The organism is Anaerococcus marasmi (assembly GCF_900290195.1).
GTDB lineage: Bacteria > Bacillota > Clostridia > Tissierellales > Peptoniphilaceae > Anaerococcus > Anaerococcus marasmi.
Genome location: NZ_OLMF01000004.1, coordinates 237,501 through 261,901, shown reverse-complemented (window position 1 = coordinate 261,901; position 24,401 = coordinate 237,501). Strand labels below are relative to the sequence as shown.

22 protein-coding genes and 2 pseudogenes (1 of these 24 only partly in view) are annotated in these 24,401 nt (G+C 30.2%); 5 read left to right on the top strand and 19 right to left on the bottom strand.

Features of this window, described 5'->3' with window-relative positions; translation table 11 throughout:
* Positions 1-472 precede the first annotated feature (472 nt).
* From C7D97_RS01425 to C7D97_RS01350, 15 genes and pseudogenes are all read right to left on the bottom strand, one after another.
* On the bottom strand, positions 473-859 hold the full coding sequence (locus tag C7D97_RS01425) for a ferritin family protein (protein WP_105300364.1): 387 nt from the start codon (positions 857-859) through the stop codon (positions 473-475).
* Positions 860-1,522: 663 nt separating this feature from the next.
* On the bottom strand, positions 1,523-2,464 hold the full coding sequence (locus C7D97_RS01420; RefSeq protein WP_105300363.1) for an IS30 family transposase: 942 nt from the start codon (positions 2,462-2,464) through the stop codon (positions 1,523-1,525).
* Between the two features lie 185 nt (positions 2,465-2,649).
* Positions 2,650-3,096 (bottom strand): hypothetical protein, encoded by a 447-nt coding sequence (locus C7D97_RS01415; protein WP_105300362.1) that lies wholly within the window; start codon positions 3,094-3,096, stop codon positions 2,650-2,652.
* Positions 3,096-3,293, bottom strand: coding sequence for a helix-turn-helix transcriptional regulator (locus C7D97_RS01410; RefSeq protein ID WP_105300361.1), 198 nt, complete (start codon positions 3,291-3,293; stop codon positions 3,096-3,098). The genes C7D97_RS01415 and C7D97_RS01410 overlap by 1 nt, the downstream gene beginning before the upstream one ends.
* Before the next feature lie 66 nt (positions 3,294-3,359).
* Positions 3,360-3,584 (bottom strand): hypothetical protein, encoded by a 225-nt coding sequence (locus C7D97_RS01405; RefSeq protein ID WP_240308877.1) that lies wholly within the window; start codon positions 3,582-3,584, stop codon positions 3,360-3,362.
* Between the two features lie 350 nt (positions 3,585-3,934).
* A complete protein-coding gene (locus tag C7D97_RS01395; RefSeq protein WP_105300360.1) occupies positions 3,935-6,370 on the bottom strand; it encodes an ABC transporter permease in 2,436 nt (811 codons plus the stop codon).
* Positions 6,363-7,043, bottom strand: a complete 681-nt coding sequence (locus C7D97_RS01390) for an ABC transporter ATP-binding protein (protein ID WP_105300359.1) — start codon at positions 7,041-7,043, stop codon at positions 6,363-6,365. The genes C7D97_RS01395 and C7D97_RS01390 overlap by 8 nt, the downstream gene beginning before the upstream one ends.
* A 23-nt stretch (positions 7,044-7,066) precedes the next feature.
* Entirely contained in the window at positions 7,067-9,502 is a 2,436-nt protein-coding gene (locus C7D97_RS01385) for an ABC transporter permease (RefSeq protein WP_105300358.1), read from the bottom strand.
* Complete coding sequence (locus C7D97_RS01380) at positions 9,495-10,175, bottom strand: ABC transporter ATP-binding protein (RefSeq protein WP_105300357.1); 681 nt, start codon at positions 10,173-10,175, stop codon at positions 9,495-9,497. Before C7D97_RS01380 ends, C7D97_RS01385 begins: the two co-directional genes overlap by 8 nt.
* A gap of 53 nt (positions 10,176-10,228) precedes the next feature.
* Positions 10,229-10,665, bottom strand: a pseudogene (locus tag C7D97_RS01375) (sensor histidine kinase); the annotation flags it as partial.
* Positions 10,661-10,923 (bottom strand): annotated as a pseudogene (locus tag C7D97_RS10570) (ABC transporter permease); the annotation flags it as partial. The pseudogenes C7D97_RS01375 and C7D97_RS10570, both read right to left, overlap by 5 nt.
* Before the next feature lie 391 nt (positions 10,924-11,314).
* On the bottom strand, positions 11,315-13,747 hold the full coding sequence (locus C7D97_RS01365; RefSeq protein ID WP_105300356.1) for an ABC transporter permease: 2,433 nt from the start codon (positions 13,745-13,747) through the stop codon (positions 11,315-11,317).
* Positions 13,740-14,420 (bottom strand): ABC transporter ATP-binding protein, encoded by a 681-nt coding sequence (locus C7D97_RS01360; protein ID WP_105300355.1) that lies wholly within the window; start codon positions 14,418-14,420, stop codon positions 13,740-13,742. The genes C7D97_RS01365 and C7D97_RS01360 overlap by 8 nt, the downstream gene beginning before the upstream one ends.
* A 52-nt stretch (positions 14,421-14,472) precedes the next feature.
* Positions 14,473-15,333 (bottom strand): sensor histidine kinase, encoded by an 861-nt coding sequence (locus C7D97_RS01355; protein ID WP_105300354.1) that lies wholly within the window; start codon positions 15,331-15,333, stop codon positions 14,473-14,475.
* Positions 15,334-15,984, bottom strand: coding sequence for a response regulator transcription factor (locus C7D97_RS01350; protein WP_105300353.1), 651 nt, complete (start codon positions 15,982-15,984; stop codon positions 15,334-15,336).
* 346 nt (positions 15,985-16,330) lie between these two features.
* Between C7D97_RS01350 and C7D97_RS10795 the strand changes: the two genes are divergently transcribed.
* Positions 16,331-16,471, top strand: coding sequence for a transposase (locus C7D97_RS10795; protein ID WP_158679140.1), 141 nt, complete (start codon positions 16,331-16,333; stop codon positions 16,469-16,471).
* Between the two features lie 75 nt (positions 16,472-16,546).
* Here C7D97_RS10795 and C7D97_RS01345 read toward each other — a convergent pair whose 3' ends face one another.
* Positions 16,547-17,089 carry an STM3941 family protein gene (locus C7D97_RS01345; protein ID WP_105300352.1) on the bottom strand — a complete coding sequence of 181 codons (543 nt, stop codon included), beginning with the start codon at positions 17,087-17,089 and terminating at the stop codon, positions 16,547-16,549.
* Between the two features lie 154 nt (positions 17,090-17,243).
* Positions 17,244-17,954, bottom strand: coding sequence for a CPBP family intramembrane glutamic endopeptidase (locus C7D97_RS01340; protein WP_105300351.1), 711 nt, complete (start codon positions 17,952-17,954; stop codon positions 17,244-17,246).
* Between the two features lie 428 nt (positions 17,955-18,382).
* On the opposite strand from C7D97_RS01340, the gene C7D97_RS01335 reads away from it, so the two are divergent.
* Together C7D97_RS01335 and C7D97_RS01330 are read left to right on the top strand one after the other, a co-directional pair.
* On the top strand, positions 18,383-19,597 hold the full coding sequence (locus C7D97_RS01335) for an IS256 family transposase (RefSeq protein WP_105300350.1): 1,215 nt from the start codon (positions 18,383-18,385) through the stop codon (positions 19,595-19,597).
* Between the two features lie 178 nt (positions 19,598-19,775).
* The gene (locus tag C7D97_RS01330; protein ID WP_105300349.1) at positions 19,776-19,955 is read left to right on the top strand and encodes a hypothetical protein; all 180 of its coding nucleotides are present in this window, start codon (positions 19,776-19,778) and stop codon (positions 19,953-19,955) included.
* Positions 19,956-20,487: 532 nt separating this feature from the next.
* Here C7D97_RS01330 and C7D97_RS01320 read toward each other — a convergent pair.
* Together C7D97_RS01320 and C7D97_RS10685 are read right to left on the bottom strand one after the other, a co-directional pair.
* On the bottom strand, positions 20,488-21,009 hold the full coding sequence (locus C7D97_RS01320; protein WP_205408047.1) for a flavodoxin domain-containing protein: 522 nt from the start codon (positions 21,007-21,009) through the stop codon (positions 20,488-20,490).
* Positions 21,010-21,037: 28 nt separating this feature from the next.
* The gene (locus C7D97_RS10685; protein ID WP_240308876.1) at positions 21,038-21,481 is read right to left on the bottom strand and encodes a DEAD/DEAH box helicase family protein; all 444 of its coding nucleotides are present in this window, start codon (positions 21,479-21,481) and stop codon (positions 21,038-21,040) included.
* A gap of 795 nt (positions 21,482-22,276) precedes the next feature.
* Here C7D97_RS10685 and C7D97_RS01305 point away from each other — a divergent pair.
* Together C7D97_RS01305 and C7D97_RS01300 are read left to right on the top strand one after the other, a co-directional pair.
* On the top strand, positions 22,277-22,726 hold the full coding sequence (locus C7D97_RS01305; protein ID WP_105300347.1) for a CopY/TcrY family copper transport repressor: 450 nt from the start codon (positions 22,277-22,279) through the stop codon (positions 22,724-22,726).
* 19 nt (positions 22,727-22,745) lie between these two features.
* Positions 22,746-24,401, top strand: the 5' portion of a protein-coding gene (locus C7D97_RS01300) for a heavy metal translocating P-type ATPase (protein WP_105300346.1). 438 nt of this gene lie beyond the right edge of the window; the window shows 1,656 of its 2,094 coding nt (coding positions 1-1,656); its start codon is at positions 22,746-22,748; its stop codon lies beyond the right edge, outside the window.

Here is a 24,401-nt window from a genome sequence, read left to right as displayed (position 1 = left end):
TAAAGAGAAGCTCCAATATCTTCTAAATTGCATGATAGAATGAAATAGTAAAAGTATTCGTAAGTTTTGGCAAGTTACTTCATGTAGAAATTTTCTTTTATAGATTTATTCTTAATGGCCCAAGACGTAGTCCTATCTTTAATAATAAAAAGATAGACGCAAATAAGAGTAAATATATACCAAAGGCCCAGGTTTTATAGTCAAAAATTTTAAATACTAAATTCTATAAAACAAGGGCTATTGTAGCATATATTATTTTTTCAAGTTCATATTTAGTGTAGCTTTTATAGTCTCAACGGTATCAAGTATAGTAATAATCACTGCTTAAGATGAGAATTTAAGGCCTAGCTTGGGCTAGAAGTAAGGACCATCTAGCAACTATGGATGTTTTATACTTGTTCTAAGTAGTGTTTTATTCAAAATTGGTCCTAAAGTAAAGCTTATATGGAGTATTTACAATCACTAGATTCTCTTATAACAAGCTAGCGACTATATCTCCGTGCCTTTTTTCGTCCTCCTTAACGCTTTCAATTTCCGGAAACTTTTCTGCAACAGGAGCATAATTTTCGTAAGCTTTATACTCTCCCTTTACGATTTTGGGATATAATCTTTTTTTACCGATTAATTTATAAAGGATAGGCATAAAGAATGCCAAGGTTTTCTTTGGTTTTAAATTTTCTTGAGTTAGTCTATGAAAAACGCTAGCGTGATGACCTTCTTCTGCTGCAAGTTTTCTAAAGGTAGCAGCATCATTTTCATCCTTAACTACTTTAGCAAGGGCTTGATACATCAAAACTACGTCTAATTCTCCTTGCTGAGATTTTAATAATATTTTCATATCACTTTTGCTTATGTTCATTTTTTTCTCCCTCTTATATATGTTATTTTCATTCTTTAGAAATTTCTATTTGTAATCGCTCTATTTATTATATAAATTTTCACAAAAAATGACAATCAAATCTGACTTAAAATTCCTTTCAAAATTTATAAAGAAAATATTGAAATACGCTTAAATAGAGTTTTAGACATTAATAATCCATAAAATGCTTAGATTGTTCTATCTTATTATATGCTAATTAGCGTCTACAAAATTCGATTTTTAGATAATAAATCTTATAAAGAAGAAGATTTATGTAGTTATTAGTGGTTTTAAAGAAAATTATGCCTTTCATGTCATAGATCGTGAATTAATAGAAGTCATTTTCTTCTATACTCAATTTTTATAAAATTTTAAACATCTTTGGAAGAGTTTATAAGTTTAGCGTATTTTTTTATCTGTTTGAAAAATTAGATGAAGAAGTTAGAAGATTTGGTAAAAATTTGGATGTTTATTAATAAAATTTTAGCTATGAGTATAGTAGGAGGTCCCCATTGCTATCAATTAGGATTTCCTAAGATCTCTAATAATTTTGAATAAGTAATCCTTATAATTTCATACCCACCGAGACAATATATATTTTCGATATTATCTTTTTGCATATAATTTGAATACTTATTTCATTTTTTCAATTGTCAAATTAACCTAGACAGAATACACTAAATTCATAAATTCTTCTAACGGTGTTTTGTAGTTCAAAGACTTTCTTGGGATATTGTTTCTGTAGCTAGCTACAGAAACAATATCCGCCTCACTTTTTAGCCTAAATTCAGTTTGTTTTGGTAATCCATCTTTTCTTAATAACCCATTCGAATTTTCATTTAACCCCCTTTGACTTGGGCAGCCTGGATCTGCGAAGAATATTGATATATCATGCTTATTGCATACACTTTTCCAGTTTGAAAATTCTTTTCCGCAGTCAAATGTTATTGATTTTACAAGGTGTTTAGGAATTTGATCTAACCAACTATTTAGCCTATTTTCTATTGCTTTCGCCGTTCTGTTTTCTGGTTTTAAAGTTATTATTGCTTTGGATACTCTTTCTACTAAAGTTATTACACAACTTTTATGATCCTTGCCCACTATGGTATCCCCTTCAAAATGCCCAAATTCATTTTTGAAATTAGGATATGATTTATTCCTACCATGAATACTTCTCTTAAATGCTTGTTTTCCTCTTTTTTCAACACTATCATTCTTTTTTCTTTTACCCTTCATTGGTAGAAGTTTTGCTTCCAAAGTTCCATCTTTGAACCTTCTGTAGAGTGTTCTTGAACTCATCGATAGTTTCATTTCACCTCTGCCTACTATTACATCAGGAGTCCATCCTTTACTTACTTTATCAAGGACATAATCATATTCTTTACCACTTAATTGTTTGGTTTTGGCTCCACATTTAGACTTATTTTTCTTGTAGTTTTCATGGTAGTCTTGTATAGTTAAACCTTTTTTTAGCCAATTTACGACATTATATATTGTTTGTCTTGCTCTTGATAAGTATTTTGATATATTTGTAACTTTTTCTCCAGATTTATAGTATTGCTCTATCCAAATTAACTCTTTTATGGTAAGATGATTGTAAGCCATTTTGGTACTCCTTAATGTTTTTTTGTGTAATTTAAGTGTATCATAAATGGCTTTTTATTTCATTTAAAAGTGTCTAGCTTAATTTTACTATCCAAGTAATTTAAAAGCGTCTAACCTAATTTTACTAACCAAAAAATTTAAAATATTTATATTACTACCTCCTTCACGTGGCTCTACTTAAAATTTTATATCATCTTTCTCCAATAAAATTTAAGTGACAAACTCACTATTATTAGTAAAATTCCAGCTATTACTAGTGTATAAAAAACAACCATATTAAAATAACTAGCTAAAATAGAAACTACAAAAATTCCAAGTACTATTTTCCCTATTAAATTAGAACCTGATTTTAGTTTTATAAAATTTTTCCTTTCATCATGTTCATCAATGTACAATTTTCTTAATATTTTATCGTCTTTTAAAGCTTTTCTAATTTTAAACACCCAGAAAACACAGATTATTTCTATTCCTAATGTTAAGCCATTAATAAATCCTAATGCTGAATCATTGAGCCTCGCCTGATCCTTTAATAAAAAATTTCCTATTCCCCAAAATATCAGTGCAAAACTTATATAAGATTTATATAATCTTTCTCTTTTTTTCAATACTTCATGATAATTTTCTAAGTTCATTATTCCTCCTCTAGATAAAATACATCTTCAATCTTTAAGTTAAAATATTTAGCTATCTTATAGGCTAATGGCAAAGACGCTATGTATTTTTCAGTTTCTATAGATGTAATAGTTTGCCTTGTAACTCCAACAATATCAGCCAGTTCAGCTTGTGATATTTTCTTTTCTTTTCTTAATTCAGCTATCCTTGTCTTCAATTAACCACCTTCTTTAAATACATAAATTACTTTTCACTATAAGTATAGTTTGCTTTGCATTTATTGTCAAGTTTGCTTTGCATGTATAACGAAAATTAAAAAAACAATCAATCCCCTATCATCATAAACCGATTCACTTGCATCATTTCCACATCCTATCGCTCTATCAAGGGCCATGATTGTAGCAATAACCCCATCATCTATCTTATCTGTAGATTTTTCCTTGTATGCTTTAATGTTTCCAGCAGGATCGGTTCTTATAAAAATAATATCCATCTTAGAACGTATCATATCATTCTTAAACAAAGAAAAAACAGCCCATAAAAGAGCTGTTTAGATTATTATCTCGTCATCTAGTTCATTACTTATATTAGCTGTCCTACAAACGTGGCTATAGGCAGTAAGAAGATTAAAAGTATATTAAATAATTTAATCTACTTATCCTCTTTCTTTATCTTAACTATCAAACATATTAGTCCAATTATTGGGCAGATAAACATTGATGTCAGTCCACTTGGTCTTAGACTTGTATAGCTTTCAAAGATGTAGATTAGCAGTAGGCAAAAATCACCAAAATTACGATTCCAACTACAGATTATTTTTGTTGATTTTATCCCTCATAATATCCTCTTTCTTTGAGGTCATATTGTTCGAATTAAATCTATAGTCGGTCTGTCTAAGATTCTCTTTAAGGAGAAGTGATAGATTAGTAAGTTTATACAATATACTATTAAAGAAAATCCCAGAAAAATTTTGTAATCATAATATTTAAGTAAATTTACAAAAGTCAATCTTGATGAGAATATAGAAATTATAAACATTACACCAATACTAGTTAACATAACTATAAGTAATGATTTTATCTGTTCATTTATATATTCTTTTTCATAAACCCTTTTAAGTTCATCCAAATCCATTCCACAAGAATAAAGGCTTCCTATTTCTTTTCTTCTACTCATCAAGCTTAGATTTATAGATGAATATCCATTTGTAATATTTAAAACCAATATTATTAATCCTATACCTAGCACAATTTTCATTAGGTCTTGTAGACTCTCAAATTCTTTCTTTTCTAGCTCTTCCCCTACAGTAATATTAAATCTATCTTCAGGTGAAATTTGTCCCCTAATTAAGGTTTCCACATAATCTTTTGTATCTTTTTCATCGAGGTGATTTACTTTCATATTCAAAATATAAGGATAATTTCTATATTTTTCATCGCCTGCTTCTTTCATTAGACTGAAAAATGTATCAAAGTCGGTGTAGATTTTCACATCGAAAGGCATGGTTTTGGAATTAAATTTTCCCAAGTCTCTTATTGACTTTGAAATCTTAATATTTTTTTGATAATCATCTCCAATACTTATATCAAGACTTGTTGGATTTTCAAAATATGGAATTTTCTTTGCTTTAGATATAGGTATGGAAGAATCTTCTTGGATCATATTATAAAGTAGAAATTCTCCCTTATTTCCTCCAAGCTCTTTTAAATCATCATCTTCTAAGGCTATCAAAAATCCATACATTCCTTCCGCATTATATTTTTCAATGTTTTTTTCAGCCTCTTTATCTAATCCTGCATTCCTAGCTTCTTTTGAAAAATCTTTATTATTTTCAACTATTACATATTTCTGTTTAGAAATATAGGATTTTTCATTAGGAGTTTTCTCATCAATTTCTTTTAGTACCGATGGCACTACATCCTTATCACTATAATAATCTACAGAAAAGTTATATCCATTATCATAATACGAATAGTCTCTAAGATAATTTCCAATTCCTATTACAATTACAAATACTGAGATGATTAGAATTCCAATAGCTGAAATATACCTTTGTGATTTTATTGAAGCTAAGTTGTTAATTCTTAGTTCTTGCCATAAGTTCTGTTTCTTCTTTTTCTGATACTTGGAAAAATCTATATTTCCTCTAATACCATCTATAATGTTGATTTTAGAAATCTTTTTTGAAGGAGATTTTATAGCCAAAGCAACAATTATAAAAGAAACAAATAGTATGGCTAAACTTAATAATGGATTAAATCTTACTACTTCAAAGGCACTTACTCCCTCACCTTTTTGTAAATTTCTATACAGATAATATATAAAAGAAAAACCAGCTATGTGACCTAAAACTATTGGAATGGCTGATATAATTAACCCTTCCTTTAAAAGCATCAAATAAATTTGACCATTAGTTGACCCTATAGATTTATATATAGACAGTTCTCTAATTTTTCGAAGACCCCATACCCAAAAGATATTTTTTATAAAGAATACAAAGACGGCTATACATCCAAGTATAGATAATACTATAACCGCTTTACTCATAATTTTTTGTAAAGGATCATTTTCGATACCATAATAATATATTAATCCATCAGAAAATTCTAGCTCTACATCCCTACCAAGCTTATTATTTATATCTTCCTGAATATTTTCTTTATTTTTATAAGTTTTTTCAAATGAATCAAACTTCACATATGTTTTAAAGGATGACATCTTTTCTTGTAATCCTAAAGCAAAGTTTAGTTTACTATATTTGTTATAAACGTCCCCATAAACTCCTACTACAGTAAAAGATTTAGTGGAAACTTTTTTAAATTTTTCCTTATCAGTATTTGCACTAGTAGGTCCTATTTTTTCCCCATCTATAAACCTTTTACCTATTTCAAGTTTTATTTCTTCACCTAAATTAATGCTATTTTCATTTATGAAGCTTTCTGATAGAACAATTTCATTTTCATTTTCTGCAAATCTACCTTTTTGAAGTCTTGAATACTCTCTCATTTTATTTATTGCTTCATCCTGATAATTAATGACAAGTAAATCATTATTATATTTAGCATTATCAGGGTCATTGGACATTTTTCCAATTAATTTGATATCTTCAATAGACCTTAGTTTTTCTACTTCATCATTTGATAACTCATCCTTAATCTCAGCATGATAAAAATTATTTGACATGGCATAACCATAGTTGGCTTGTCTGTTTATATAACCATAATAAAATACCACAGTAAAAAATAAACTTACGATTAATAGTGAAATAAAAATAGGAAAATTCTTCTTATTCATTTCTTTCATCTCCTATGATTCTCCCATCTACTATGGTAATGATACGATTTGCTTGTAAGGCTATTTCTTCGTCGTGGGTGATTAGGATAATCGTCTGTTTTAAGGTTTTGTTAAAATATTTAAAAATTTCAATTATTTCCTTAGAATTTTTTCTATCCAAGTTTCCAGTCGGTTCATCTGCCAATATGATAGATGGACTATAGATAAGACTTCTGGCTATGGCAACTCTTTGCTGCTGACCTCCTGATAATTCGCTTGGGAAAGAATCAAGTTTACTTTCTATACCAAGTTTTTTTACTATATCTGAAAATTCATCTTGATTGATTTTCCTTTTATCAAGTTTTAATGGAAGCTCTATATTGTGACGAACTGTTAAATTTGGTATCAAATTATAAAACTGATAAATTAGCCCAACTTTCCTTCTTCTAAAGTAGGCTAATTCTTTTGGGGAATACTTTGAGATGTCGTTACCATCTATATAAACTTTGCCATCATCCGGATTATCGACTCCTCCTATGATATGTAGAAGTGTTGATTTACCAGACCCACTAGGACCTACAATGGCTACAAATTCACCTCTTTCTATAGTGAGGTCAACCCCATCTAAGGCAATTACCTTGGAGTTTCCCTCTCCATATTCTTTTCTTAAATTTTCTACTTTTAAAATTTCCATACTTGCCTCCTTTTTCTTTGAAACTATTCTGTTCTAATCAAATCAATTGTTGGTCTGTCTAAAATTCTCTTTAAAGAAAAATTATAGATTAGTAAGTTGATTGCGTATACCACAATAGAAAATCCAAGAAACAATTTATAGTCATAATATCTTATTAATACATTAAGGCTTAAATTAGGAGCTATACGAGATATTACAAACATGACTACTAATGTGGTTATTCCGGCAACAATAAATGATTTTATTTGCTCTTCTATAAACTCTTTTCGATAAATATTCTTTAACTCATCTACGTCCATACCGCATGAATAAAGGCTGCCAATTTCCTTCTTTATACCCATGAGACTTAAATTAATGGATGAATAACCATTTGTCACATTAAGAATAAAAATAATGAAAGCCATCGCAAATGCGACTTTCTTTAAAGATTCTAGATCACTTTTTCGATTCATTTCAATATCTGCTTTTGTGTTAATATCGTACTTTTCATTTGGCATTATCGATTTCCTTATCTTATTATCCAAATAATCCTTTACATTTCTCATATCCGAGTCTTTTACATTCATATTTAATACATACGGAGCATTAATAAGTTCTTCATCTTTTGACTCATCCATAAGTTGGAAGAAGGTATCGAGATCTGCGTAGATTTTTACATAAAATGGCAAAGTTATTGAATCATAGTTTCCCAAATCATCTATAGTTTTAGAAATTTTTATACTTTTTTGAAAATCCTCCCCTATCTGTAAGTTTATATCTTTCGGATTATTAAAATATGGTATTTTATTTGCTTTAGCTACTGGAGTGTTTGGGTCTTCTTGTACCATATTATAAAGAATAAATTCTCCCTTACTTGCCCCCAATTTACTAAAGTCTTCATCTTCTAAAGCTATAAGCATCCCATTCAACTGGCTTGAATGACTCTTTTTCAAATAATACTCTAACTTTTGATCTAGAGACATGTTAATAGCTTCTTTGGACAATTCTAAATCATTATCTACCTGAATATAACTTTCTTTTGAAATGTAGGACTTATCATTTGGAATTTCTTTTTCAATTTCTTTAAAAACTTTAGGAACGCTCCTATTTTCACTATAATAACTAGCTATTACATTGTAGCCTGCATCATAGTAAGAAAAATCTCTGTTATATTTAGTTACTGCCACAATAATAACTAAAACAGAAATTATAATGACACCAATAGCAGAAACATAACGCTGTGATTTAATACTATCAAGATTATTTGATTTTAATTCTTTCCATAAATTCCTAGATCTTTTTTTCTTAAAGCTATTAAAGTTTAAATTTCCCTTTATACCTTCAATAATAGGTATTTTTGAAACTTTCTTTGCTGGTTGAATAATAGAAAATACTACTACTAAAAGAGCTACTGTAACAATCGCTAGGCTAAGTAAAGGACTGAAATAACTAGATACCAAGTTTTCGACCCCTTGATCAATCTCAAGATGCCTAAACAATTTTAAGATAAGACAGTATCCAAAGATATGACCAATTAATATAGGTAGAACAGATAGAAAAATACCTTCTTTTAATAGTAACAAGTATATCTGAAAATCCGTAGTGCCTATAGACTTATATACAGAAAGTTCCTTGATTTTCCTAAAAGCCCACACCTTAAATATATTTTTTACAAAAAATACAAATAGTAATATAGCCCCTATTACAGAAAGAATGGTTCCTAATTCAGTTAAAATATTATGGGGAAAGTCATACTCAACACCGTAGTAATCTATTAAATTAGGATTGAAATTTAAGGGAACATCTCTACCTAATTTTTTATTGATTTCATTTTGTAGATTTACTTTGTTATCATAAGCGTTTTCAAACGAATTAAACTTTAATACTATTTTGCCTGAATCATCTTCATTTTTCAGTGCTAAAGCATAATTAACTCTACTGTATTTATTATAGACATCTTCATAAATTCCAACTACCTCAAAGTCTTTACTAAAACTAAGATTATAAAACTCCTTATCAGTAAAAGTACTTATGGCATCTATCTCTTTACCCTCTATTAGTCTATGCCCAAAATCAAGCTGTATTTTATCTCCTAATTTTAGCTTATTTTTTTCGACTAGACTTTTAGATAAAACTATTTCTCCATCATTTCTAGCAAAGCGTCCTTCAAGTAAATCTGAATGCTCTCTCATTTTATTTATATCATTATCTTGATAATTTACGGCAATCAAATCATTCTTGTACTTTGCCGATTCAGGGTTTATGGACATTTCACCTATAAATTCTATATTATTAATATCTTTTATTTTTTCAATATCATTACTTGTTAAGTTCCCTTCAAGTTCTGCATCATAAAAATTTACGGTCATGAAACTTTCATTATTATATTTAACAATTGTATAACCATAATAAAAAACCACAGTAAAGAACAAACTTACAATAAATAAGGAAATAAAAATTGGAAAATTCTTCTTATTCATTTCTTTCATCTCCTACAATTTTTCCATCGACTATTGTAATAATGCGATTTGCTTGTAAAGCTATTTCTTCGTCATGGGTGATTAGGATAATCGTCTGTTTTAAGGTTTTGTTAAAATATTTAAAAATTTCAATTATTTCCTTAGAATTTTTTCTATCCAAGTTTCCAGTCGGTTCATCTGCCAATATGATAGATGGACTATAGATAAGACTTCTGGCTATGGCAACTCTTTGCTGCTGACCTCCTGATAATTCGCTTGGGAAAGAATCAAGTTTACTTTCTATACCCAGTTTTTTTACTATATCTGAAAATTCATCTTGATTTATTTTTCTTTTATCAAGTTTTAATGGAAGTTCTATGTTATGTCTAACTGTTAAATTTGGTATCAAATTATAAAACTGATAAATTAGCCCAACTTTCCTTCTTCTAAAGTAGGCTAATTCTTTTGAGGAATACTTTGAGATGTCGTTACCATCTATATAAACTTTGCCATCATCCGGATTATCCACTCCTCCTATGATATGTAGAAGTGTTGATTTACCAGATCCACTCGGCCCAACAATGGCTACAAATTCGCCTCTTTCTATTGTGAGATCAACCCCATCTAAGGCCACCACCTTGGAGTTTCCCTCTCCATATTCTTTTCTTAAATTTTCTACTTTTAAAATTTCCATACTTGCCCTCCTTTTTCTTATCTTAAGGTAAGTATATAAAAGTAAAGTGATTTTTAGGTGACATTGTAAAATTTAATTTCAAATCTTGCTCCAAAATTTGTATTCGAAACAGAAATTTCTCCGTTGTTTTTCTCTACAATTGTCTTCGCCATAGCAAGACCAATTCCAAAACCATTTGAATCAGGGGTTTTATAAAAGCGTTTAAAGATTTTTTTCATATTTTCTTTTTCTATTTCACCACCATTGTCTTCAATGATTAAGCTTGTATAGAGAGGATTTTTATGAGATGAAATTGTGATTTTATCACAAGCGGATCTATTATCAGCATTTTTATAATATTAATGAGAGCTTCCGCCAGCCAATAAAAGTCTCCACAAATACTATTTTCCTTTAAACTCTTCTCTATTTTTATATTGATAGATCTCTTTAAGTCTAAACTGTCTATAGCATAATCTACCAGTTCTTCTAAACAAATTTCTTCCGAAGATAGGTTTAATACCATAGACGACTAGTGAGAATCCTAGGAAGTTTTTGCAGTCATAATATTTTATTAAAGTACTCATTCTTAAATCAGAAGCGATTAATGATGTTACAAATATAAGACCTAAACTTGTTATAATAGAAATTGTAAAGGCTTCACCTGCTCCCCAATAAATTCTCTTTGATAAATACTCTTTAACTCGTCTACATCCATTCCACATGAGTAAAGGCTGCCGATTTCTTTTTTTCTGCTCATAAGACTTAAATGTGGGAATGAGCAATAAATACGCATCTTATAATATATTATATCATTCTTAAGCTAAGAAAAAACAGCCCATAAAAGAGCTGTTTAGATTATCATTTTCTTGTTTAAATCGCATTACTTATATTGGATGACCTACAAGCATTGCTATAGGAAGTAACAAGATTAACAGAATATTCAACACTATAACAATCTTTACTTTCCCTTTGTACCCTATATTAAACCTACTTGTCCAATAATTGGGCAAACAAACATGGATTTTAATCTAGCTGGTCTTTGACCTGTATAGCTTTCAAATATCTCTGCTGAAAGTAGGTCAGAAATCACCAAAAATGCGATTTCAACTACAGATTATTCTTGCTGATTTTCTTCCTCATAATATCCTCTTTCTTTGAGGTTATATTGTTCGAATTAAATCTATGGTCGGTCTATCTAAGATTCTCTTTAATGAAAAATGATAGATGATTAGGTTAATACCATAGACAACTAGTGAAAATCCTAAGAAGCTTTTATAGTCATAATATTTTATTAAAGTACCCATTCTTAAATCAGGGGCTACTAATGATATTATAAGCATTACGGCTAAGCTCACAATAATAGAAATTATAAAGGATTTTACCTGTTCTTCAATAAATTCCTTTTGATAGATGTTCTTTAACTCATCTACATCCATACCACAAGAGTAAAGACTGCCGATTTCTTTTTTTCTGCTCATAAGACTTAAATTAATGGACGAGTAGCCATTGGTGATATTTAGTACAAAGATGATTGAAGCAATTCCTATTACAATTTTTATTAGACTTTTCAAATCATTATATTCATTTTTTGCGGTTTCCTCACCTGTTGTTATATTAAAGCGATCTTCTGGTGAGATTTTACTTCTAATCATGGCCTCTGCATATTCTTTTACATCTTTGGTATCCGAATCTTTTATCTTCATATTTAAATTATAGGCATAATTTTTGTATTTTTCATCACCTGCTTCTTCCATAAGTTTAAAATAAGTGTCAAAATCTGTATAAACTTTTACATCAAATGGTCTTGTTCTCGACTTATATTTTCCCAAATCTGTTATTGTATTTGAAATTTTAATCGTCTTCTTATAATCATTTAAGTTAATGTCTAAAGTCTGTGGATTTTCAAAATATGGAATTCTCTTTGCCTTAGCTATTGGAATAGAAGAATCTTCTTGAATTGTATTGTAGAGAATAAATTCGCCCTTCTTTCCTCCAAGTTCTCTTAAGTCTTTTTCTTCCAAGGCGATGATAAAGCCATCCATACCCTCTGACTTATATTTTTCTATATTCTTTCTAGCTTCCTCGTCTAATCCAGCTGTCTTTGCTTGTTTTGAAAATTCGTTTGTATTTTCCACTTGAACATGCTTATCTTTTGAAATATATGACTTCTCGTTAGAAATTTTATCTACAATTTCTTTTAATATTTTTGGTACTTGGTTATTTTTGCTAAAATAATCAACAGAGAAATTATAGCCATCATCGTAAAACGAAAAATCTCTGTAGTAACTTGATATACCTATGATGATTATAAACAATGAGATAATTATTATCCCTATTGCAGAAATATATCTTTGTGATTTTATTGAAGCTAAGTTATTGAGTTTTAATTCCTTCCAAAAATCTTTGGCTCTTTTCTTCTTTGATTTTGAAAAATCTATATTTCCTCTTATGCCGTCTATAATATTTATTTTAGAAATCTTTTTCGCAGGGGATTTAATGGCTAGTGCCACAATTGTAAAAGAAACCAAAATTATTGCTAAACTTAATAAGGGATTAAACTTTACTAGATTAAATTCACTAAATTGTATGTCTATTTGAATGTATTTGTACAGATAATATATAGAGAAAAAGCCTACAAGATGTCCTAAGAGTATTGGAATTGCAGTTATAATAAGTCCTTCCTTTAGGAGCAAGAGATATATTTGTCCATTGGTAGATCCTATAGACTTGTAAATGGAAAGCTCTCTTATCTTTCTTAGCCCCCAAACCCAAAAGATGTTTTTTATAAAAAACACAAATATTGCCATGCATCCAAGAACTGATAGAACAAGAACGGCCTTGCTCATTATGTTTTGTAAGGGTTCGTTTTCTACTCCGTAATAGTTTATTAGACTTTCGGAAAATTCTAAAGTAACTTTTTTACCCAAGGTCTGATTGATTTCTGCTTGAATTTTATCTCTATCTCTATATGCTTCTTCGAAAGAATGAAATTTTACAAAAGTCCTGAAGATGGTCATTTTATCTTGTAACCCTAAAGCAAAACTTAGTTTACTGTACTTGTTGTAGACATCTCCATAAACACCAACTAAAGTAAAACTCTTAGAACCTTGGCTCTCAAATTTTTCTCTGTCAGTATTTGCACTTGTGGCACCTATCTCTTCGCCATTTAGAAACCTTTTGCCTAAATCAAGTTCTACACGATCGCCTATTTTAAGATTATTTTTCTTTACTAGGCTTTCAGATAGTACAATTTCGTCTTCCTTTGTTGCAAACCTGCCGTGGGTAAGTCTTGAATACTCTCTCATCTTATTGATTGCTTCGTCTTGGTAGTTGATAACGACTAAATCGTCAGCAAGTTTTCCGTTGTCAGGTTTAAGAGACATTTTTCCGACCAAGTCTATATCTTCAATGGACTTTAGTTTTTCAACATCTTCATTTGAGAGTTCTTCTTTAATCTCCCCATGATAAAAGCTTGAAGCCATATAATTACCATAGTTGGATCTCAAGCTTCTATATCCAAAGTAAAAAACCACTGTGAAAAATAAACTTACAATAAATAGTGAAATAAAAATAGGAAAATTCTTCTTATTCATTTCTTTCATCTCCTATGATTCTCCCATCTACTATGGTAATGATACGATCTGCTTCTAAGGCTATTTCTTCGTCGTGGGTGATTAGGATTATCGTCTGTTTTAAGGTTTTATTAAAATATTTAAAAATTTCAATTATTTCCTTAGAATTTTTTCTATCCAAGTTTCCAGTCGGTTCATCTGCCAATATAATAGATGGACTATAGATAAGACTTCTCGCTATGGCAACTCTCTGCTGCTGACCTCCTGAAAGCTCACTTGGAAAAGAGCCAAGTTTACTTTCTATACCAAGTTTTTTTACTATATCTGAAAATTCATCTTGATTGATTTTCCTTTTATCAAGTTTTAATGGAAGCTCTATATTGTGACGAACTGTTAAATTTGGTATCAAATTATAAAACTGATAAATTAACCCAACTTTTCTTCTTCTAAAGTAGGCTAATTCTTTTGAGGAATACTTTGAGATGTCGTTACCATCTATATAAACTTTGCCATCATCCGGATTATCCACTCCTCCTATGATATGTAGAAGTGTTGATTTACCAGACCCACTCGGTCCTACAATGGCGACAAATTCTCCTCTTTCTATTGTGAGGTCAACCCCATCTAAGGCAATTACCTTGGAGTTTCCCTCTCCATATTCTTTTCTTAAATTTTCTACTTTTAAAATTTCCATACTTGCCTCCTTTTTCTTATCTTAAGGTAAGTATATAAAAGTAAAGTGATTTTTAGGTGACATTATAAAATTTAATTTCAAATATTGCTCCAGAATTTGTATTCGAAACAGAAATTTCTCCGTTATTTTTCTCAACAATTGTCTTCGCCATAGCAAGACCTATTCCAAAGCCATTTGAGTCGGGAGTTTTATAAAAGCGTTTAAAGATTTTTTTCATATTTTCTTTTTCTATTCCACCGCCATTGTCTTCAATGATTAGGCTTGTATAGAGAGGATTTTTATGAGATAAAATTTTGATTTTATCACAAGTCGGTCTATTATCAGCATTTTTCACAATATTAATCAGAGCTTCTGCAAGCCAATAAAAATCTCCAATGATGCTATTTTCTTTTAAATCCGTTCTCTTTTCTATCTTTATAGATCTCTTTAAGTTTAAGCTATCTAAAGCATAATCCACTAATTCATCTAAACGGACTTGTTCTTTTTTCATAAGATTTTTGTTTGCATCAAGGCTTGATAGTTTGAGCAAAATATCTGATAGTGAGTTTAATCTGATTGTTTGCCTTTTTAAAATCTCTATATCTCCATTATCTGGAAAGTCCATCTCCAAATTTTCTATGGAAAAAAGCATTGATGTGATGGGAGTTTTGATTTGATGGGCGATGTCTTCTAGGTATTCGATTTGCTTTTCGCTGTTTTTAGTGGTCGTCTCTTTGGCTTCTACTATTTCTATAAAAAGTTTGTAAATCTTATCTTCCAAAATTGAAAAATCGTCTTGTTTCATAGGAATTTTATAGTCTTGATTTTTCATGTTTTCTATCAGATCTATAAGCTCATTTATTCTATTTTTCTTTCTTCTTTCTAAAAAATAATATAGAAGAAAAAGACTTATTATCCATAATACATATAGCATTTAATCCATCCTATAACCAATTCCTCTAACAGTAGTGATAATTTCCCTATCAAGCTTTTCTCTGATTCTCTTAATAGTTGATGTAAGGGTATTGTCATTTACAAACTTATCCCTATCTTCCCAAAACATTTCAAGCAGCTGACTTCTGGTATAAACTCGATGGGGATTTTTAATAAATAAGACTAGGATTTCATATTCAAGCGAAGTTAAATCTACTAGATTTCCCTTAAAATAAATTTTTGACTGATTTAAATCTATTTTTATATCCTTATAAGATATACTTTTATCTTGTGATATAGGTATTGTCCTTAAAACCGCATCAATTCTTGCCCTTAATATGGCAAGGGAAAATGGTTTAGTTATATAGTCGTCTGCTCCTTGATCTAGAGACTCAATTATAAAATCTTCATCATTTTTAACTGTTGTTACAATAACTCTAATATCTTTTTTCTTAAGCTTATCAATCAAGTTGTGACCTTCCTTGTCAGGTAAATTTATATCGAGAAGTGCCACATCTATATCAATATTCATCTTGTAATCAGCTTCATAAAATGACTTGGCAATTTCAACTCCATATCCATTCTTAAGTAAATATTTTTTCATTTGTATGGCTATATCTTGATTGTCTTCTATAATTAATATATTTTTCATTTTTCCCTCTCAAAATTCTCTCATATCTTATTTTAAGTATACCAGATAGAGTCCGTATAATTATGTAAAAAGAAAATGTCATTTGAACCAAAACTAGTACATTGTTTTAACGACAAATACTAACTAAGACTGACAAATGAACCAACGACAGTTTGCATTTACCATAGAAGATATTCAAATTTAATCAATGCTGAAGTCAAAAAAACAATATGCCAAAAACTAATCTAATCAAGGTTTTTAATGAGTTTATGGAAAAATAAAGAGATGAGTACTTAGAAAATAATTCTTATCAAAGGAACCTAATATAAGCACTTACAGTAATAGCTAATATAAAAGTGACTGTACAATAAAAATAGGAACTCCTGCCCTTAGAATATCTAGAATAAGAGATGGTAAATTTTTAACAGATGTCTTTAAAAAATATCAAAGAATTGAAAAAGCTCTACTCACAACCATGTTAAAATGTATATACAAGGAGTACAAGTAAAAAAATATCCAATCTAATAGAAAAATTGTGTTGCAAAACATCTTCTAAATCCTTAACCTATCAATATCCTTAAAATTAAGATTTGCGTTTACGACGATTCTTTCGATATTCATTCATAATTTCAGTCAGCTCTTCCCCATCCATATTCTTGATTTGATTCATATTAATTGTTATCTCTCCATATCCCAATTTAATGTTCATTTTAGTTATTAACCTTTTAAATAATGGTAACTTATCCAAATATGCATCCTGATCTTTCATAAATATTGATACCATTCCTTGACCCATCATAGGCATATTTTTTATCTTTCGAACTGATCCCCAACTTATCAAAGAATTTTTCATAGACAACATGCTTGAATTCTCGTAAAATCCATCCTTATTTATAATTAAGACTGGTTTACTCACGAAAATATTTTTAATGGAAAATAAGGTTGCTGGTCCAAAAAACAAGACTCCAAATACCCCAAAAATCAATGTGAATATATTATATAAAATACTACCGGAATAATATACAATTAATAGCAGAAATCCTGACATAAGTGTCATAAGAATGCCAGCCAAACTTAATATTATATTTTTAAATCTACTACTAGGTATTACTAATTTGCTATCCATTGCTCCTCCTAAAACATTTCAGCTTTTAACATCATTTAAAATTTATCCATAAAGAAAACGGATAGAGTCCGTATAATTGTGTAAAAAGAAAGGTTCTTTGTCAATTCGTGTTGATGAAAATAAATTATAGTTTAGAAATTGAATTAAGCTATTTCTAAACTATATTTTTGTCATTCAGCTTCCATAGATAGTGACAGTAAAACACGGCAGTGATTACCGTGGTAATTATAAAAAGCCAATTCATTTCTGTATTCTCAATGGCATATTTGGAGCTGGCGTTAATAAATCCATGTGCAACGATACATGGCCATATGCTCTTACTCTTATATGATACCATAGTAAAGATAAATCCCCATGCTATAGCAAAGAGAATCTGAATTAGGGTATCAACTCCGGCTTGACTTGTGAATAGATTTAGTATGTGTCCTATACCAAATGTTATAGAAATTACAATAATCGATTCTTTTACCCCACTTTTTGCTAGCATGGCTTTCAACAAAAGACCTCGGAAAATCACTTCTTCAATATAGGCAAATAAGATCATGGAAATAGTCGCCCATACTTGAGCAAGACCGCCATGTGATAGAGCTAATCCACCCCACAAATTTCCCGTCATAAGAATCCACATCGGGATAAAGTAAATGTATCTTTTGCAATCTTTAGGAAAAGCACTAAGTCCGTATTTTTCTGTCAACTTGTGTTTTTGAATCCACAAACTGATAGTCATTGCCATAACAATTAGAGATAGTGCCATGAAAATGCTATCATCACCAAATTGTCCTCTAAGCGGTGTCATAATAACACAATAGATTCCAACCCAAACTAGGGCAAAAGCTAGTTCATTTTTTTGATATAATTTATACATGAAATTACTCCTTTAAAAATTTCACTGAATATCTTGTCTTTTTTAGCTGCATCTTTCAGAGAGCATACATAAACCCACTTATACTTTTAAAATATTAAATCTAATAAATCTGAAAATTCATTTGATTTAGACACCATAAGTCCATGACTTGTAACTTTCATAATATATAGCTCTCTTTTTGGAGTATTAATTTTATTATAATACTCTTCTGCCTACTTACAATTAACCTGATAATACATATCGCCAATAATATTTACATTTTGTACTTTATAAGTATATTTGCCTTTTAATAAAAACGTTTTATATTTATTTGATTAGTAAAAATCCATAGTATAAAATATTATGTGTAAAATGGAAAAAGAGAACTCAAACTTGTAAAGTTTTGTTAAGAAATAAAAGAAAAACATAAACTAACAAGGAGTTCTCTTATGAATAATTTTAACACAGATTTAATGCAAATACTAGCCCAAGGATTAGATATCAATGAATTTTTTAGGCAACAGTTAGAAATAGCTATCAATGATTTACTAAAATCAGAACTAACAGTATTTTTAGACTATGAAAAATGGGAATACAAAGGCTATGGATCGGGCAATTCTAGAAATGAATATTATCATAGAAACTTAAAAACTAGATTTGGAGAACTTGAGCTTCAAATACCGAGAGATAGAGCAGGTGAGTTTAAACAAGAAACTGTAAAAGCATACGCTAGAAACACAGATAATCTTGAGAATATGGTCATCACTTTATATAAGAAAGGTATAACTACAAGAGAAATAGCAGATCTATTAGAAAAAATGTATGGAAACAATTATTCTCCAACAACCATATCAAACATCTCAAAAGTAATGAAAAATGAAATAGAAGCTTATCACAATCGAAAAATAAAAAAAGACTTTGTAGTCTTGTATTGCGACGCTACATACTTACCAGTAAGAAGGGATTCAGTAGCAAAAGAAGCTCTTCATGTAATAATTGGTATAGATCCAAACGGAAACAAAGAAGTACTAGACTATTCATTATTCCCTGAAGAATCAGCTAATAACTACAAAGAAATGCTAATAAACTTAAAATCAAGAGGATTAGAAAATGTATTACTCTTTGTAAGTGATGGACTAGTAGGATTAAAAGAAGCGGTAACAGATATATTCCCAAAATCAAAACATCAAACATGCTGGACACACTTAATGAGGAATATAGAAAATAAAGTAAGGGCAAAAGATAAACTAGAAGTAGCAAATGATGCCAAACTAATCTACACCTCAGATGATATAGAAACAGCAGAAAAAAGATTGACTGAGTTTTTATCAAGATGGTCAGTTAGATATCCTAAACTAAGAAAAATGATAGAAGGAAAAGATAATTTATCCACCTTTATGCTATTTCCAAAAGCAATAAGAAGAAGCTTGTATACCAATAATATATGTGAAAATTTCAATAAGGATATAAAAAGAAAGCTAAAACAGAAAGTTCAATTCCCAAATGAAGAAAGCCTTGATAAAGCAATCTATATACTAGTATCAGAATATAATAATAAATTTTCAAATAGGACCCACATAGGATTTGGTTTGGTAAGATATGAGCTTAAAATGATGATAGAGAAAATAAGTGATTCACCATCTACAACCAAATCTACGATTTAATTGTAGATGGTGAATTTAGAAGACAAAATTTACAAGTTAGAGTTTACACAAAAAATTTGACATTACCAACATTTATAGCGTAAATTATCTTGTGTAACCTCGAAGTCTCCATAGAAAAAGAGACCTCCCTTTTGTAAGATTGAAATTAAGACAAAACAATCACAAACAGGAGGCCCTTATGAGAGACTTCAACACTAAATTAATCACAGCACTAGCACAAGGTGAATTTATTTATAATTTATTTCGTCAACCCTTAGAGAACGCCATTAACCTACTGATTGAAAGCGAAAGAACTATATTTCTTAATTATGAGAAGTGGGAAATGAAAGGTTATAATAAGGGTAATTCAAAAAAATGATGTTCTGTATTTAGTTTGGACAATAGAGCTACCGTCTCTACATAGCTTAAGTGGTCAGTATGGATAAATTTTAATATTTTAAGTAAGCTTCGTATGTAAGAATATATCCATTAGTATATTTCTTATGTATTAAATCATCTCTAAATCTAAATTTACTTATAATATATAATTATTATTTGTATAAATAAAATACCATAGCCTCTTGATGATTCTTTAAATAATCAATGCCTTTCAAAGAATTAGGTAAAAACTCTATTTCTACTCCTAACTTATTTAATCTGTCTAATCATATTTTTATTTCATGCTCAATAAAACTTTCCCCCAAAACAACATTAGATATACTAACACTTCCTATTTTCTTTATCTTTTTTCCTCCTTGTAGACACTTATTTTCTTTATAGCAACAAAACAGCTTCTCAGTGGTTTGAGAATATATTGTGGATAATATTTGAGTTTTTTAATCCTTGTATGCTGGCTTAAGTCGACGTGTTGGAGCATAATAAATGCCCATAATGGTATTTTTAATTACCTTTTACAAACTATATTTTTTTACATATTCTTTAATAGGCTCCAGTTCAGACAAGTCAACAAAATCAACTTTACTTCCATAAGTATTGATCATGGTTTTATTCTCATCGTTAGACTCCTCTTGCGGCATGTTCTTTATTTTCATGTACAGTAGTCTCATCATAACTTTGTGATGCAATTTTAAATGTTTATAATCGATACCGCCACGTAAATGAAAAACTTTTGTTATGTCAAAATCAAGCTTCTCTTCGGATAATTTTATAGATTTCTTTATACTTATGATGTTTTCAGATTTGTTTGGATCTGAAAGCCCTACTGTGACTAAAATAAAATTTTTAGGTATTCCCTTTATTTTTTCTAGTCCTTTAACACCACCTGCATAAAGGCTCCCAAAATATACAATGAAATCTTCACTTTTAAAGCGATCGATGTTTTTGTAACTTATAGACTTTGTATTAAAACTATTTGCGAAACTTTCAGCGTATCTTTGTGCGTGTCCATACACAGAACCATAAACAACCTTCACTAAGATCCCCTCCTTGTTTTAATGTATTTCACATCTGACTTTTGTACAATCTTTCGCCTTCAAAACCTATTAATACTGAATATTTTAAAATATCAAGGTGGAACCAACCTTCTACCTCTTCTTTCCAAGTATATCTGGCAACTCTTAATATTACTATAATTAAAACTTTAGAAATTGCAAAAGCATCAAAGTATAAATCTTTTATAGCCATTAGGCCTATAACCGTCTTGTCTAAACCTATATCTAGTAAAAGTGACGATTTTCTATTTTCTTTTATAAATTCAGTAGGATAGTTTTGATATTTACGTAGAGTGTAGTCCAAGTTATAATCTTCGATTCTCTTTATTATTTCATCAATATTTTCTTTAAAATCAAGAACATAAATCTTAAAATTTAATTTTTGAAATGGCCTTATTCTTTTTTTGAACTGGTCTTGGTTCTCTTCCAGGTCTTTTTGTTTCAATAAATTCAATCTTTTCTTTTGACAGAAGTATTATCCTATCTGGTATTTCTGTCATTGATGGGGATGTGAATTTAAGACAAAGCCCTATATTCACTTTTATATTATCAACTTAACTTGATTCTATCACCTTTTCTTACATTGATATCTTCATGCTTAATAGTTATTGTGTGAAGATTTCTTCTATAATCTTTATATAAAGACAAATTTTAAGTTTATTACTATATAACCTTCGAAACTTGCACAATAACCAGTTTACATAAAATCACTTTTTAATCTTCTCCTTGATTCTTAACACCATCTCAAAGTTTTAGCCCATTAAATCCATTGGATAAAAGTACAGAATAAAAATCGGTTGAAAACCTTACATAGTCACTAATTTTTAAACAATAGGCCCTATATTCTTTGAAAAACTTCTCCAGATTTTTATTAATAAGATAAATCAATTGCACAACTTTCATTTAAATAAATCTACAAATTTAGAGTAAAGTTCCTGCAGTGAATTAAACCAAACTACCATTAAAAACGAAAGGATAGAATTTGAGAAATTTATGACTATATATTTAGCCAAACAATAAATTCAGAAAATGTATCATCATATTTATCATATTATTAAAAATAAGGAATTAAAAAAGCAATAAATGTAAATCAATGATTACCTTATAAATCATACTGGGAAGAAATTGGAAAACAATCGCAATAAGCGTTGCTTAAATTTATTAAAAATACTTGACACGATTGGTTTACAAGAGTAAACTTATTTTAAGTATTAAATCTACAATTGTAAACAGAAAGGAGGGAAAGAAAATGGATGCAATAGTAAATAATACTCATATCACAGATGCTGAATGGGAAGTCATGCGTGTAGTTTGGGCAAATGATCGAGTAACTAGTAAAAAAGTCATTTCCGTATTGAAAGAAAAAATGGATTGGACACAATCCACTATCAAAACGATCTTAGGTCGATTAGTTGAAAAAGGCATACTAAATACAGACCAAGAAGGTAGAAAGTTTATTTACACTGCAAATATTGAAGAAAAAGAAGCTGTAAGAGATTATACAGAAGATATTTTTAACCGTATTTGCAATAAGAAAGTCGGAAATGTAATAGGAGACATCATTGAAGATCATGTTTTAAGCTTCGATGATATAGATCGACTAGAAAAAATATTAGAGAAGAAAAAATCTTTCGCAGTAGAAGAAGTGGATTGCAATTGTCCAGAAGGACAATGCGAATGTCATTTACATCATCATTAAGTATAAGGAGGAACTTAAAATGAACAATAACAACAAACATTCATCCCACAGTCACCATAATCATGGCGACATGGATCATTCAAAACATGAGCACGTAAGCACGAAAGAACATGGAGACCACAAGGATCAACATCACGACCATCATGCTCACCATGGGCACGGTGGACATGAGCATCATCATCACGGTAACTTTAAGGAACTTTTCTTAAAGTCATTACCACTAGGAATCATTATTATGCTCTTATCCCCTATGGCTGGGTTTGACCTACCATTCCAGTTTACTTTTCCATATTCTGATATTGTAGTAGCTATTTTATCTACTATATTAATTATTTATGGTGGACGCCCATTCTATCAAGGTGCAGTTGACGAATTTAAACAAAAAGAACCTGGAATGATGGCTCTGGTTTCTTTAGGATTGAGCGTTTCATATGTATATAGTATTTATACTGTTATCAATAGATACGTGACAGGTGGCAACGTGATGGACTTTTTCTTTGAATTTGCTTCATTACTATTAATCATGTTATTAGGTCACTGGATTGAGATGAAAGCTATCGGAGAAGCAGGAGATGCACAAACAGAATTGGCTAAGTTGGTACCAAAAGATGCTCACGTTGTGTTAGAAGATGATTCAATTGAAACACGTCCAGTTGCTGACTTAAAGGTAGGTGATTTAATTCGTGTTCAAGCCGGAGAAAATGTGCCAGCAGACGGAACTATCGAGCGTGGAGAATCACGTCTAAATGAAGCTCTTTTGACTGGAGAATCAAAAGCAGTTAAAAAAGGTCCTGGCGATGAAGTAATCGGAGGCTCAACAAATGGAGAAGGGGTTCTTTATATTAAAGTGAATGAGACAGGTGATAAGTCCTTTATCTCTCAAGTACAGGATTTAATCAGCCAAGCTCAAAGTCAACCTTCTCGTGCAGAAAATATTGCTCAAAAAGTTGCAGGGTGGCTGTTCTATATTGCGGTAACTGCCGCACTAATAGCTTTTGTAGTATGGATTCTTATAGCGGATATTCCAACGGCAGTAAAATTTGCTATCACAACATTAGTTATAGCTTGTCCGCACGCATTAGGTCTTGCTATTCCATTGGTAACCGCCCGTAGCACAAGCTTAGGAGCTAGCCGTGGCTTACTAGTAAAAGACCGTGAGGCTCTAGAAATAGCTCAAGATGCGGATGTGATGATTTTAGATAAAACGGGTACTTTAACAACTGGTGAGTTTAAAGTGTTAGATGTAAAACTTCTTAATGACAAATATACAAAAGAGGAAATCACTGCCTTACTAGCAGGTATTGAAGGAGGTTCTAGCCACCCAATTGCTCAATCAATTATTAGTTTCGCCGAGAAGCAAGATATACGTCCAGTATCATTTGATTCAATTGATGTGATTTCCGGTGCTGGTGTAGAAGGTAAAGCCAAGGGCCATAGTTATCAATTAATCAGCCAAAAATCATATGGACGTAATTTGGATATTGATGTTCCAAAAGGAGCAACTCTTAGTATATTAGTAGAAAACGATGATGCGATTGGTGCTGTAGCTTTAGGAGACGAATTAAAGCCAACCAGCAAAGAGTTAATAAAAGCTCTTAAAGAGAACAATATACAACCAATTATGGCAACAGGTGATAATGAAAAAGCGGCTCAAGGCGCAGCAGAAGATTTAGGG

Excerpts from the sequence above, each read along its gene's own strand:
- C7D97_RS01355 (WP_105300354.1), bottom strand. The coding sequence starts at position 15,333 with ATGCTATATGTATTATGGATAATAAGTCTTTTTCTTCTATATTATTTT.
- C7D97_RS01360 (WP_105300355.1), bottom strand. The coding sequence starts at position 14,420 with ATGGAAATTTTAAAAGTAGAAAATTTAAGAAAAGAATATGGAGAGGGA.
- C7D97_RS01305 (WP_105300347.1), top strand. The coding sequence starts at position 22,277 with ATGGATGCAATAGTAAATAATACTCATATCACAGATGCTGAATGGGAA.
- C7D97_RS01390 (WP_105300359.1), bottom strand. The coding sequence starts at position 7,043 with ATGGAAATTTTAAAAGTAGAAAATTTAAGAAAAGAATATGGAGAGGGA.
- C7D97_RS01350 (WP_105300353.1), bottom strand. The coding sequence starts at position 15,984 with ATGAAAAATATATTAATTATAGAAGACAATCAAGATATAGCCATACAA.
- C7D97_RS01340 (WP_105300351.1), bottom strand. The coding sequence starts at position 17,954 with ATGTATAAATTATATCAAAAAAATGAACTAGCTTTTGCCCTAGTTTGG.
- C7D97_RS01415 (WP_105300362.1), bottom strand. The coding sequence starts at position 3,096 with ATGAACTTAGAAAATTATCATGAAGTATTGAAAAAAAGAGAAAGATTA.
- C7D97_RS01330 (WP_105300349.1), top strand. The coding sequence starts at position 19,776 with ATGAGAGACTTCAACACTAAATTAATCACAGCACTAGCACAAGGTGAA.
- C7D97_RS01405 (WP_240308877.1), bottom strand. The coding sequence starts at position 3,584 with ATGATACGTTCTAAGATGGATATTATTTTTATAAGAACCGATCCTGCT.
- C7D97_RS01425 (WP_105300364.1), bottom strand. The coding sequence starts at position 859 with ATGAACATAAGCAAAAGTGATATGAAAATATTATTAAAATCTCAGCAA.
- C7D97_RS01345 (WP_105300352.1), bottom strand. The coding sequence starts at position 17,089 with ATGGATAGCAAATTAGTAATACCTAGTAGTAGATTTAAAAATATAATA.
- C7D97_RS01365 (WP_105300356.1), bottom strand. The coding sequence starts at position 13,747 with ATGAATAAGAAGAATTTTCCTATTTTTATTTCACTATTTATTGTAAGT.
- C7D97_RS01380 (WP_105300357.1), bottom strand. The coding sequence starts at position 10,175 with ATGGAAATTTTAAAAGTAGAAAATTTAAGAAAAGAATATGGAGAGGGA.
- C7D97_RS01420 (WP_105300363.1), bottom strand. The coding sequence starts at position 2,464 with ATGGCTTACAATCATCTTACCATAAAAGAGTTAATTTGGATAGAGCAA.
- C7D97_RS01335 (WP_105300350.1), top strand. The coding sequence starts at position 18,383 with ATGAATAATTTTAACACAGATTTAATGCAAATACTAGCCCAAGGATTA.
- C7D97_RS01385 (WP_105300358.1), bottom strand. The coding sequence starts at position 9,502 with ATGAATAAGAAGAATTTTCCAATTTTTATTTCCTTATTTATTGTAAGT.
- C7D97_RS01395 (WP_105300360.1), bottom strand. The coding sequence starts at position 6,370 with ATGAATAAGAAGAATTTTCCTATTTTTATTTCACTATTAATCGTAAGT.